The sequence below is a fragment of the Vibrio aerogenes genome (assembly GCF_024346755.1).
Lineage (GTDB): Bacteria > Pseudomonadota > Gammaproteobacteria > Enterobacterales > Vibrionaceae > Vibrio > Vibrio aerogenes.
In genome coordinates this window covers 954,868-968,076 of record NZ_AP024862.1, presented here as the reverse complement: position 1 = coordinate 968,076, position 13,209 = coordinate 954,868, and the positions used below count along the sequence as shown (strand labels likewise).

At 45.7% G+C, this 13,209-nt stretch carries 9 protein-coding genes; 5 read left to right on the top strand and 4 right to left on the bottom strand.

Annotation, left to right across the window (positions count from 1 at the left end):
- Positions 1-80 precede the first annotated feature (80 nt).
- Positions 81-683: a GDSL-type esterase/lipase family protein gene (locus OCV29_RS21815; protein WP_073604920.1), complete on the bottom strand. Its 603-nt coding sequence runs from the start codon at positions 681-683 to the stop codon at positions 81-83.
- On the opposite strand from OCV29_RS21815, the gene OCV29_RS21810 reads away from it, so the two are divergent.
- Together OCV29_RS21810 and OCV29_RS21805 are read left to right on the top strand one after the other, a co-directional pair.
- On the top strand, positions 682-1,365 hold the full coding sequence (locus OCV29_RS21810; RefSeq protein ID WP_073604919.1) for an ABC transporter ATP-binding protein: 684 nt from the start codon (positions 682-684) through the stop codon (positions 1,363-1,365). The two genes, OCV29_RS21815 and OCV29_RS21810, sit on opposite strands and share 2 nt — an antisense overlap.
- A complete protein-coding gene (locus OCV29_RS21805) occupies positions 1,362-3,830 on the top strand; it encodes an ABC transporter permease (RefSeq protein WP_073604918.1) in 2,469 nt (822 codons plus the stop codon). Before OCV29_RS21810 ends, OCV29_RS21805 begins: the two co-directional genes overlap by 4 nt.
- Before the next feature lie 461 nt (positions 3,831-4,291).
- Here OCV29_RS21805 and OCV29_RS21800 read toward each other — a convergent pair whose 3' ends face one another.
- Positions 4,292-6,097 (bottom strand): pectate lyase family protein, encoded by a 1,806-nt coding sequence (locus OCV29_RS21800; protein ID WP_073604917.1) that lies wholly within the window; start codon positions 6,095-6,097, stop codon positions 4,292-4,294.
- Between the two features lie 409 nt (positions 6,098-6,506).
- Between OCV29_RS21800 and OCV29_RS21795 the strand changes: the two genes are divergently transcribed.
- Positions 6,507-7,949, top strand: coding sequence for an FAD-dependent oxidoreductase (locus OCV29_RS21795; protein WP_073604916.1), 1,443 nt, complete (start codon positions 6,507-6,509; stop codon positions 7,947-7,949).
- Between the two features lie 80 nt (positions 7,950-8,029).
- On the opposite strand, the gene OCV29_RS21790 is transcribed toward OCV29_RS21795, so the two are convergent.
- Together OCV29_RS21790 and OCV29_RS21785 are read right to left on the bottom strand one after the other, a co-directional pair.
- Positions 8,030-8,776: a TetR/AcrR family transcriptional regulator gene (locus tag OCV29_RS21790; RefSeq protein ID WP_073604939.1), complete on the bottom strand. Its 747-nt coding sequence runs from the start codon at positions 8,774-8,776 to the stop codon at positions 8,030-8,032.
- A 194-nt stretch (positions 8,777-8,970) separates the two neighbouring features.
- Positions 8,971-9,492 (bottom strand): NUDIX hydrolase, encoded by a 522-nt coding sequence (locus OCV29_RS21785; protein WP_073604915.1) that lies wholly within the window; start codon positions 9,490-9,492, stop codon positions 8,971-8,973.
- Positions 9,493-9,910: 418 nt separating this feature from the next.
- On the opposite strand from OCV29_RS21785, the gene OCV29_RS21780 reads away from it, so the two are divergent.
- Both OCV29_RS21780 and viaA read left to right on the top strand, forming a co-directional pair.
- The gene (locus tag OCV29_RS21780) at positions 9,911-11,563 is read left to right on the top strand and encodes an ATPase RavA domain-containing protein (protein WP_073604913.1); all 1,653 of its coding nucleotides are present in this window, start codon (positions 9,911-9,913) and stop codon (positions 11,561-11,563) included.
- Between the two features lie 12 nt (positions 11,564-11,575).
- Positions 11,576-13,021 carry an ATPase RavA stimulator ViaA gene (gene viaA / locus OCV29_RS21775; protein WP_073604912.1) on the top strand — a complete coding sequence of 482 codons (1,446 nt, stop codon included), beginning with the start codon at positions 11,576-11,578 and terminating at the stop codon, positions 13,019-13,021.
- The last annotated feature ends 188 nt before the right edge of the window (positions 13,022-13,209 follow it).

Here is a 13,209-nt window from a genome sequence, read left to right as displayed (position 1 = left end):
TAGGGCATTAAACGATCAATTTATGCACTCAGACGTGATCTGTGTACCGGCTGAGCATGAACTGAATGGAGCCGGATCGTCTATTTCAGTAAAGGAGAAATTTGCCGGGCGACTGTCTCTGCAATCCATGGTTGTGCCTCGGCTTTGGGATGCAGGCCATCCTCTTTCATCCACTCGGGCCGGATAATCACCTGCTCCAGAAAAAACGGAATGAGAGGAATTCGCTTTTTATCTGATATATTAGGATAAATCGCAGAGAACAACCGGCTGTAACGTTGCCCGTAATTCGGAGGAATACGGATTTGCATCAGGATAGGTTTGCCGCCGGACTGAATAATCAGGTCGATAATTTTGATCAGATTCTGTTTGGGGATGTCGGGTGAGAAGCCACGAAGTCCATCATTTGCGCCCAGCTCAATCAGAACATATGACGGCTTGTGTTGTTTGAGTAATGCAGGCAACCGGGCCAGAGCATTGCCGGTGGTATCCCCGGATACACTGCCGTTAATCACGCTGACGGTCTGGTGATGTTTCTCTAAGGCCTCTGGCAATAAGCCCGGCCATGCCTGCTCAATGGGCATCTGGTAACCGGCGCTGAGACTGTCACCGAGAACAAGTAACTGTGTACAAAGTGCCTGAGATGAAAAAAGAATCAGCCATAAAAAGGATAACCAACGTATCATGAAAAACGCCCCTGTAATTTCTGCCCGTTCACTGGTGAAGACAGTGTCCACGAATCAGCAATCTTTGACAATCGTTAAAGATGTGAGTTTTGATGTTTTTCCCGGAGAAAGTGTTGCGATTGTTGGTGCTTCCGGTGCCGGTAAATCAACCCTGATGGCCATTCTCTCCGGGCTGGATATGCCGGTTTCCGGCGAAGTGAAATTATTTGGCCGTCCTTTACAGAGCTTAACGGATGAAGAACGCGCAGTGATTCGCAGTGAATCGGTCGGGTTTATCTTTCAAAACTTTTTGCTGATTCCCAGTCTGTCCGCACTGGAGAATGTCACTTTACCCTGTTTGTTACGCGGAGAAAATGAAGATACGGAGCGGGCGAAAAGGCTGCTTGATGCGGTAGGTTTATCCGGGCGGCTTCATCATACGCCTGCACAGCTGTCTGGTGGTGAGCAACAGCGGGTTGCCATCGCCAGAGCATTTATGCTTAAACCGGCGCTGCTGTTTGCTGATGAGCCCACAGGAAATCTTGATCAAACCACAGCGGCAAAGGTGATTGATTTGCTGTTTCAACTCAATGAAGATGCAGGAACAACACTAATGCTGGTGACACATGATTTACAACTGGCAGCGAGATGTCAGCGCCGGCTGAAAATGCATGCCGGACAAGTGGAGGAGATGGTCTCATGAAGGAATCATCTTCTTTTAACCGCTCTTTGATTCGCTGGAGCCTGAAAGAAATCCGGCACGGGCAGTTGTGGCTGGTGATTCTTGCGCTGGCATTGATTACAACCAGCATCTTTGCTTTATCTGCTGTGGCAACCCGTATGGAACAGGCGATTGTCAATCAGAGCAAAGATACGCTGATGGCTGATACGGTTTTTATTTCACCGGCACCGGTCCCGGAAAGCCTGATTGTCAAAGCGGAACACCGCGGCGGGAAAACATCACTGATGACCCGGTTCTCCAGCATGTTGTTTGGGACAGATTCATCCGGTGGGGAAGGGATGAAGCTGGTGTTTGTGAAAGCGGTGGACGAGGCATTTCCGCTTCGGGGTCAGCTCAGACTGTCTGACGGAAAATCAGAACATGCACACGTCCGGCCCGGAGAAGTCTGGCTTGATCCACAGATTCTGACAGATTTGGGTATGAAGATTGGTGATTCGGTTTTTATCGGTGATCTGGAACGACGGATCACCGGAGAGATTATTGAAGAGCCGGGGCTGAACTTTAATCCTTTCAGGCAGTTGCCGACGGTACTGATTCATCAGTCTGATGTGAATGCAACCGGAACGGTCACTGTGGGAAGCCGGGTACAATACCGGCTGTTTATTAACGGTTCCGAGCAGGATATTACATGGCTGAAGTCAGTTACAACGCTCAACCCTTCTGAGCGCTGGCGGGATGTCAGTGGTTCAGGCCGATCTTCAGAGATCTTTGACAATGCTTTACGGTATTTATCACTGGTTGTGGTGGTCACGGTACTGATTGCCATGATTACCCTGTTATTTACCTGCCAGAATTATGTCGTTTCCCGCAAACAGACCGTAGCGATGCTGAAAAGTTTGGGGGCGACCCGGAAATGGGTCCGGCATTGGTTGTTGGTGCAGATGGCATTACTGTTGTGTATTGCTTTATTCATTGGTGTGCCTGCCGGTTATCTGCTGGAGCTGCTGTTACATATTCCGCTGCGCGGTGTGTTACCTTCACCCTTACCTGCGCTGGGATTCGGGCCATTGATGACCACGCTAACGGTTTTACTGCTGGTGGCGGTGCCCGGTTTCGGTATTTCGCTTTATCAGCTGGTACATGTCAGGGCCGGGGAAGTGCTGCAAAGTGGTGTATCTCCGGCATTATCTGCATTTATGCGCTGGGGTTTTTTCCTGATTCCTTTGTGTGGTGTCGCTGTCTTCTTTGGTAAAAATACTTTTCTGTGGGTGGTGCTGGCCGGAATTGCGTTGGTTTTGATGCTGAGTGCCGGTGCCGGAATTCTGTTACTCAGGGCATTCGGGAAATTTCCCTTATCCGCTTCTTTTAAACTGGCATTACGCAGGATGAGCCGGGCTCCGTTAATGACGGGTGTACAACTGAGTGCGCTGGCTTTATCACTGATGCTGTTTGCTGTTTTATGGATTGTCAGGACCGATTTACTTGCGGACTGGACCGGCATTTTTCCGGAAGATGCGCCGAATGTATTTTCTATTAATATCAGTACCGGGGAAAAAGATCGCTATCTTGAGCAGCTTGAAGCCATGAATATTGAACATTCACCGTTGTTTCCGATGGTCAGGGGCCGGTTGTTTAAAATCAACGGTATTGATGCGAAGGTCTTTGCCGGGGGAGAGCAGGCCAGCGATATTTTCCGCCGGGAGGTTAATTTTACCTGGGCGAAGGCTTTGCCTGATTACAATCCGGTTGTTGCGGGTCAGTGGGTACCGGAAAAGGGCGTTTCTGTTGAGTCAGGTGTGGCTGAAGATATTGGAATACAGGTTGGGGATACTCTGGAGTTCCGGATTAATAATCAAGCCATCATTGCCAGAGTGAACTCGATCCGCCACGTTGACTGGCGGGATTTAAAGCCAAACTTCTATTTTATTTTATCCCCTGATCTGACAACCAATCTCGCCCGTAGCTGGCTTTTGAGTTTCCGGACCGGGAAAGATTCTGTCAGGCAAATGTCGGTGCTTGCTCATGAATTTCCAACGGTCAGTCTGATCGACCTGCGCCAGATTACCTCGAAGATCCAGCAGATTCTGAACCAGATTATCTGGGCGATTTCTGTGCTGACCGGCATGAGCCTGTTTGCGGGGCTATTACTGATTTATACCTTATTGCGGCTGAGCCTGGATCAGCGTCGCGGTGAAATGAAATTATACCGGACGCTGGGAATGAGCGACAGACGGTTGCGATGGACGCTTTGGGCTGAATTTGGGCTGTTAGCATTCACCGCCGGGATGATTTCGGGTGTCAGCGCGGATGGTGTGGTTGCAGTGCTGGTTTCTTATGGATTTGATTTATCACCCCGGCCGCATTTCTTACTCTGGATCCTGCAGCCGGTGATTGCGTGTGTGATGGTGATGCTGGTCGTTTTTCATTTATTCCACTATTTGAATAATAAGAGTCATCAACAGAACACTTTCCCCAATAGTGAGTAACTTACTCACTTATCCACAGAATCGGTGGATAAATGATGGGATAAGTTGCGTTTTTATCCAGGCTGAACTGAACATCAGCCTATAATCTTCAATATGTTAGGGAATATATGCGTCCTGTTTTTTCGGTATTTCTGAATTGTGAGTATACTCAGTCAAGTATTTTTTTCGAAAATTTCCCGCTTTTTTTTCGGTGAAAAAATAGACAATCATGGCGGGGGTAAATGGTTAAATTGACAGGTTTTTATCGGGTGTCGCTGTTACATCAAATGTTGTGATTTTCAGCGCAAAACATCAGATAACCTGAAAAAACCCTGTGAGCTATACAGCTGCACAGGGTTGGAGAAAGTGGTTTTTTCAAACCGTCAGTGCTGTTAATTATTTAAGCACTATCTGTTATTTACGTACTATCTGTTATTTACGTACTATCTGTTAGTTAAGTACATCTATTGATTGAGGACTGTTTACTGTGGTCCTGCACAGCTTGTCACCAGTGATGGTACATCTTTTGCTGCATCCAGATGGTACTGATATGGTGGATTAGTCCAGGCTTTAGGTGGGTTGCTGCCGCTACCACCTGCGCCGGTATCTTTTTTACCGGTTGTGTGATCATAGATATTACCACGCGCTGTAATATAGGATGGATTTGAATCCTGGAAGCGGTGTGGGCTATTAATATCTTTAAAGTAGTTATTTTCTACTAACAATGATGCCCATGAACCAGAGCCGATCGCATAAGAGTTACCCGGTGCATTGTAGTAGTTGTTGTAGATATGGCCTTTACCGAACAACAGACGAGGCATTCTTTGATCAAGGTTCTTACCAAACCAGTTATGGTGAATGGTGTGGTTGTTTTTGCCAGTGTCAGTATCGCCGTGGGTTGAACCACCACCGAACAACAGTGCCAGACGGTGAGAGCGATTTTTGGTGGTGTAATAGAACTTAGACCAGGACACGGTCACATGGTCGGTGCCTTTGGTCAGGTCGAGAATACCATCAGGGCCATCGGTAACCGTCAGGTGATCAAACCAGATGTTATGAGAGCCCCGAACTCCGATTGAATCGACAGGACGGCCGGTGTTGTTACCCAGAATACTCATATTACGGATAATAATATTTTTATCACCTTTAATCCGGATGCCGCCTTTAATCGTGGTATTTTTACCAATGCCGACCAGTGTTTTGTTACTGCTGACCCAGATTGGTTCATCACCGGTTGTAAAAGTACCGGATAGTTCCAGAACGCGCGGCTGGCTGTCTTTGGCCAGTTTTCTCAGTTCTGACAGAGAAGTGACACGCTGCGGTGTTACATTACCACCACCGGTTGTACCGCCATCAACTGTTGCCCAGCCATATAGTTTGACCGGACAGGTGCCTGAACCGGTATCTCCGCCACCGTTGTTCCCGCTATCATCTTCTTTGGGGCCGTAATAACATTCTTTGGCTGTGCCGTAGATAGGATCGCCGAACGTGTTGTTGTCACAGCTGATACTGTTCGTGGCAAGCTGATAGTTGAATTTTCCGCTGGCACCGTATGCAACTTTTCGTGTGCCTGAGAATTGACAGGTTTCTCCTTCTTTTGCACAAGGTGTATAACCTGACGGGCCATTTGACGGGGCTTGATCCTGCTGGTAGTAACAGGCTTTTTTCGAACCATAAATCGGGTCACCAAATGTGCTGTTGTCGCAGCTGACACTATTGGTTGCCGTTTCATAATTAAACTTACCGCTGGCGCCATATGCAACTTTTTTTGTACCGGAAAACTGACAGGATTCACCTTCATTCGCACAGAAAGTATATCCGTCCGGTCCGCCGGATGAAGTGGCCTGCGGGCTGTTACCCGATGAGGCGTTACCAGACGAGGAGTCTGTCGTATCATTCTGCGAAGAACCAGATGAAGCCTGACTTAAAGTACATGAGGGGGCGGCAGCATTCCCTGAACCATTTCCCTGGATGTAAAAAGAAGTACTTTCTCCGGCAGGCACATTGCCATTCCAGTCCAGATTTGATGCGGTTACCAGTGAGCCTTTGACAGACAATTTGGCATTCCAGCTATTGACAATATCGGGCGCCTGAGTGAAATCCAGAGACGCTTGCCAGTTTTGCAGATTATTACCTTCACTATTGATTGTTACCTCCATTTGGTAACCATTGCTCCATTGATCACTGATTTTGGCTGAGCAGCTGGCAGCAGCTGCTTCAGGTATGCTCAGTGCATAGCAGGATGCAATGGTGGCCGGGATAACAAGCAGACGTGTTACGTGTTTCATAAGTCACCATAAAAATTAATATTTATTTAAACTGGTTATTACTGAACAAAACACACAATTTTATTTTCATTCAGCTAACCTATTAGATTGATTGCAAAGATTAATTAGCAATCGGTTACATAATAATTGACTAAAATATATCAATCTATAAGCATATTGTAATGTTTGAACGGCATTCATATATTAAAGAAATTTATATGTGCCTGATCCAAAGATAATCTTCATCCGTATATATGCTCCTAAGCGTATAGATTTTATCTAAGTAACTTAGCGCATATATGATTGGTCTGAATTGCGAACCTTATGTAAAGGTTTTGTTAAAATTGGTATCTCCTTAGTAAAAATGTGATTTTCATTCTGTTTCCAGACCGATAGAATGAGCGCATCCAACGAGTAGAGATGAGTTGCAATGAAAACGTCAGAAAAACATGTTTCCCGGGTTGCTATCATCGGTGGGGGAGTCGCCGGAGCGACAGCCGCGGTTCACCTTGGAGAGCTGGGTATTGAAGTCTTCTTACTGGAGCGGGGTGACGGATTAGTCAATGGTCCTCCGATATGTCATCTCCATGCCGGCGGGAATCTGTATCGTGAGATCTCTGAATCACAGTGCCTGCAATTGCTCAGACAGTCGGTAGAAACGGTTCGCCTTTATCCGCATACATTGAATAAACGGCCCACGATCATCGCGACACCGGTTGAAGATCCACATGAGCCAGGCTTATTGCTATCGCGTCTGAAAGTGATTAAACAAGCTTATCAGCAGCTGGTGGATGAGGATCCGCGTAATCAGGTGTTGGGTGATCCCGGTATGTACTATCAACTGTATTCCCGCGAAGAGCTTGAACGGCTGAAGCACTCTGCCCAGCCAGAATTGCCACAATCGTTCGATGACTGGGTGATTCCCTTTGCCAGACATACGGACTTAGATCGGCTGAAATATCCGGTTGTGGCTGTTCAGGAGTATGGATGGAGCGTCTTCCGGCTTGCCGCTTCGGCTACTTTAACTTTATCCCGTCTTCCCGGCTGCCATTTAATGACCCGATCTACCTTGGTTGATTCTGTGTTTAAAGACAATCAGTGGCGGCTGAAATATATTGATGGTCAGGGACAGCTATCCGACCTGAATGTCGATTACATGATTAATGCCTGTGGTTATCAAACCGGAAAAATTGATGATTTAACACGTCATCACTGTGAACGAATGGTCGAGTTTAAAGCTGCGTATGTGACCCGGTGGGCTGAAACGCAATTTGTCTGGCCGGAAGTGATTTTTCATGGACAACGCGGAACTCCGCTGGGGATGGCTCAGTTAACGCCTTATGCTGATGGGGTATTCCAGCTGCATGGTATGACCACAGATATCACTTTGTTTAAGGATGGTCTGGTTAAGAGTTCATCTGACTCGTCTCAGCCCGACTTGCCGGGCTATTTGCAGATGAAACTGGATAAGGGTTGGGAGCCAGAGATGACCGAACTGCGAACAAAACGGGCGATTGAACATGTCGGACAGTTTATTCCTGATTACTATCAGGCAGAAGTTTTAGGCAAACCTTTGTATGGCGCGCAACAAATTCCGGGTCAGGATGCATCGTTACGGGCGGCTGATGTGTCTTTCAGCAGTCAGCATTATGCAAGAATGGAAATTGTGAAAGGGTCATCTGCTCTTGAGGCCGCCCGAAAAATTGTTGATCGCTGGCAACTTGTTCCTGACAGCACACCAGAGGTATTTTCTGTGGAGGAACAACATCCTGTATGTACTTCCCTTCATGCTGATGAAGTTGAAAAACTGGCGGTTGAAATGGCTGAAGCCAGAAATTATCCGGTTGGGCTGGCGAAAGTCGCTGGTGTCTGAGAAGGGATTGATATTTCCCGTCTGCTGACGGGAAATAAGAACCGTATAATACGCTGAATGGCTTTCAGGTCCGGGGGATCTCAGAGATTTTCCCCCGGGTAACATGATAAAGACTGGTACGGACAGCAGAACCCATCCTTAATAATCAACTCATCCAGCGATGCAGGATTCAGGCGTGACCGGGCGGGAATCCGGAACTGTTCTGCCATCAGGTTATTATACATTTGCCAGTGCTTCATCAGACAACCCGCTTCGGTTTCGCACTCGTTTCCCCAGGTTTTCATCAGAAAAGGACTGAGAGACGCAGCGCCGTGAGCAAACATGATCATCTGCCATTTAATTTCCCAGAATTTTACCTGATTATCCGGGTATTTTTGGTTGTACAGGGTTGTCAGTTTATTGATGGAGTGCTCAACTTCTCCGGTCCGATCGACAAAGTAGTCAAATCTTTCCCCTTCGTGGCGAACGACGTCGGCCATCAGCTGAATTGGCTTCTTGTAAACCAAAGTGAATGCCAGAATTCGTACCATGAACTGATAGATTCTTTCATCAACTTTGAGTGATTCCGGTAGTGAATCGAGAATATTGAGCCCGTACTGGTCGATACATTCATGGAGAATATCACTGATGCTGTACCAGATTTGTTCTTTACTGCCAAAGTGATGGCGGATCAAGCTGTGAGAAATTTGAGCTTTTTCGCTGATCATTCTCAGTGATACTCTTGCATAACCAAATTCACAAAACAAATCGGTTGCGACTTGCATAATTTGCTGGCGGGTATTTTCGGCAGCTTCTGCGCTTCGGCGCCCTTGTTTTTTTCCTGTCATGTTTGAGTGCGGCTGTTTTGTTTGTAGTAGGTCATCGGCATTTGTCTGTACCGGAAAGTGTTTAACCTGGCCGGCAAGATACAAATCAGTTGGTATAATTTTACAGAAGATGTCTGATTATCGCCAGTGATGCTGGACAATCGGCCGACTTATTCCGTTCATTCAGTTAATTCCGTTCATTCAGTTAATTCCATTCATTCAGATAAATAGCCGCACAGTTTTGCTCTGCTCAGGCAGGCAATCGTTTTTGCATCAGTGATTTCATTGCTGATGATTTTCTGTTCCAGTGCCGCTAAAGAAAAGGTTTCGACTTCAATCACTTCATCTTCATCCTGTTGAAAAGCATCTGTTTCTATTAAATCTTTCGCCAAAAATAAATGTTGGACTTCATTACAAAAACCAGCCAGTGGCGTTATCTGGCCTAACGCTGTCCACGTTTTTGCTGTCAGTCCGGCTTCTTCACCTAATTCTCTTTGTGCACATTCAAGTGGTGATTCACCTGTTTCCATCGTGCCGGCAGGTAATTCATAGAGCCATGCGGCAATAGAAGGCCGGTACTGGCGCAGAATGATAATCTGGTTTTCCCGGTTCACCGGCAGGATGACAGTTGCCCCCGGGTGGGTAATGGTCGTGTGCTTGAGTGTCGCACCTGTAGGAAGTGTCACGTCTTGCTCTACAAGTGAAATTTTTTTCCAGGAATGGATGATTCTGCTCATGTATGTTTTTTACATTTGTTATTGTTAATTTTTTGATCTTAAGAAATATCACCGTATCAGGCAAGCCGGGAATGAAGACAATATTTCAGCGGGATAAAGATGCTGCTTTCATAAAGAATTCTCTGCATCTGAAGCAAGGTGCTGATTACAGCTCCGGCTATTCTGCACCGGGGAAACCGGGCGATAAGTACCTGTATATAAATCCATATTCAATTGGTGATCAAAGTCTCATTTTCGGGAACATAGATTTCAACTAAACACCCAATTTATAGATCTGTTATAAGAATAGATTGAGGTATGGCGAAATTATAACGACATAACAATAAATATTGAGCAATATATAAATTACATAAATGAAAGGAATTTTCATTTATGACCACATTTTCATTTCTGGTGAGAAGTTAAACGGGTGAAAGGTATGTCTTCGAATTTTTCGCAGCAAGCATTACTCTCTGAACGTATCAATCATCTGGCAAGTGCGCTGGCAGAAGGTGTTTATGAACGTGAGCATACGATCAAAATCTGCCTGCTGGCAGCATTGGCCGGTGAAAGTGTGTTCCTGTTGGGCCCGCCGGGAATTGCCAAGAGTTTGATTGCGAAACGGCTGATTCAGGCATTTGATCACAGCTCATATTTTGAATACTTAATGACTCGTTTTTCGACTCCGGAAGAAGTTTTTGGACCGCTGAGTATTCAGGAACTGAAAGATAACGGGCGTTACCTTCGTCTGACTCAGGGCTACCTGCCGACGGCTCAGGTTGTTTTTCTGGATGAAATCTGGAAAGCCGGTCCGGCCATCCTGAATACGCTGCTGACAGTCGTGAATGAAAAAACATTCAAAAATGGCAGTGATATTGAGAAAGTTCCTATGAGGCTGCTGGTTTCAGCATCCAACGAGCTGCCTGATGCAGATAGCGGACTTGAAGCGCTTTATGATCGGATTCTCGTGCGGGTATATGTCAACAGAATTCAGGATAAACGCAATTTTAAATCGATGCTGACGGTTGGAACACCGCAGGAAGCTCATATTCCGGACGGTCTGGCGATCACTGATGAAGAATACCATGCCTGGCAGATACAGCTTGATAAATTAGAGCTCGATAATGACGTTTTTGAGAAATTATATCAGCTGAAAATGCTACTGGAGCAGGCTGCCCGGAAACGTTTCCCTTCTGACCCGGAAGCGATGTATGTCTCTGACCGTCGCTGGAAAAAAGCGGTCAAACTGTTGAAAGCAAGTGCTTTCTTTAATGGTCGTGATGCCATTAACCCTTTAGATCTTCTCTTATTACAAGACTGTTTGTGGAACAGTCCTGAGTCTTATGCTGTCGTTAACGATGTTATCCGCGAGTTTGCATTGCGTTATGCATTTGACCAGCAACAGGTTGAAAACCAGATTGAGATCGCACAGGACACGCTCAGAGATATTCAGGGTTCTCTGGAAGAGCGTTTTGCCATGACACTTTCTCAGGAGACTTCGGCAGGGCTGATCAAGAAAAAAGTGTCACATTATGATTTGAGTGGCGCGAAAACGTTTCAGGTCGGAAATCAGTTTGGGTTTGTGAAGCTGGTTTTGCTGCAAGACAACGTGACTGTTTCAGAAATGGAAAACATGGATAAAAACTGTCGCTGGATTTATGTTGCGGTTCATGAACTGGAAAAGCTGATTCGTGATGGGGGTGGCGAAGTTTTCGGTTATACCAATGAAAACGCGAAGCTGTGCGCATTGAACTTAGATGTAGATTCAGAAAGTCGCCTGGTGATCAAAGATATTGCAAATCGTTCCGTTTTCCTTTGCCTGGTGACAGAGCATAAACAGGATTTGTCTTTCCTCGAGCGATGGTGTGATTTAGTTGCTCAGACTAAAACTGAACTTGATCAGGCAGTTTTACACCTGCGCCAGCTTCACCGGCAGTTTCATGATGCACTGCCACATAATTTTATTGATCCGGATATGCCCGTCGCGATGGAAAATACATTGCAGCAGCTACAGCAGCAGCTTGATACAACGATGGAGAAGTGTGCCGGATACGAACAGCGTTTAAGTCATCTCAGTCAGTATTTTATGTAGCAGGAGCAGCCGATGTTAGGGGCCGATAGTATAAACCTGGCGATGATGATTGCCGATTCCGGAGTTGTTGATTCTGCGGTGAATGAATTGATGATGAATACTCAGCTGATGCTGGTTGTGGAAAATCAGGGCGTTCACTCCTCGGTAAAAAATCATTTGATGAAGTGGCAGAATCAGGTGAAAGCCAGAATGACACGTGTCTGCGAGGCTGAGCGTTTCCAGCAAGAGCTGGCTTTATATCAGCAAGTGATCCACTGGGATGAAGTCACATTTTTTCAGCGTATACAAGATGTGGTTCACCAACTTGAATGGCACTCTTCATTTTATACTCAGGCGCGCCAGTTGACTGAGAAGAAGATAAATTTCAGTAATCCGATGTTTCCCCGGTATTTTTGTGATCAGTGGTATCGCAGTTTATCAGATGCTTTAGAGCAGGCTCAGCTGACAGAACTTGAAGCCAATAAAGAGAAAGCGCTGAAAGATTTATATCAGCGTATTGAAACCCTGCGTCACATGGATACAGTGACAGACACGGATGACGAGCAGAGTGCTCGTCGTTTGTGGAACATGGCATCTGCAAAATTAAGCCGTGGTGATATTTCGGTGATGAAAAAACATGCTGAGTTCCTGAAAAAACACAAGGATATTCAGGATATTGCAAAAAGCCTGGGACGGATGGCCAGTCTGGTCGATGATGATGATTTATGTCGGATGCCGGAAGAGACGTTATCGTTGGTTGAAGAAAAGTCAGATGAAGCCACTGATGATATCGTTGGTATTCGTCAGGGAGATGATCTGAATAAATTGCTGCCGAATGAGACTTTATTTCTGGCGCACCCTGAACTTGAAGTTATTTTTTATAAGCACCTGATTGATAAGCGGTTACTGAATTATCATATGCAGGGCAAATCAAGAACACTGTCGAAAGTGATGACATCGCAAGCATCCGCTGGTCAGGCGGATATTGAGAAAGGTCCTTTTGTGGTTTGTATTGATGCATCGGGTTCGATGAATGGTTTTCCTGAGCAGTGTGCAAAGGCAGTCGCCTATGCATTGATGCAAATTGCTTTGGCTGAAAACCGGGAATGTTATGTCATCATTTTTTCAACTCAGGTCATTACCTATGAACTCAGTAAGCAGGATGGGTTGCGTGAGGTTTGTGATTTTCTCAGTTATACCTTTAAAGGTGGTACTGATTTGAATCTTGCGATTAACGAAGCTGTGAAAAAAATGCAGGATGGTATTTACAAAAATGCTGATTTAGTCGTCATTTCTGATTTTATGGCACCGAAGCAATCTCAGGATGTGATTGAAAAAGTGAATACCCTGAAAGAAAAAAGCAACCGGTTTCATTCAATCTCTCTGTCGAAATATGGTAACCCTCAGGTGATGGGGATGTTCGATCATTGTTGGTCTTATCATCCTGGTCTTATGGGCCGGTTGGTGAAACACCGTTAAATCTTCCTGTCACGTTGTTCAACGTGACATTGTGATTCTATTTCAAACCTCATTAATAAATTAATGAGGTTTCTTTATGATTCCAGCATAAAATAACTATCTCTGATCAGCACTTTGTCTTCTTGAGTGAACTTATTCCTGGCGCGGAAGGTCTGTTTATCGATATCTGCTTCACGACCAAAAGTAGC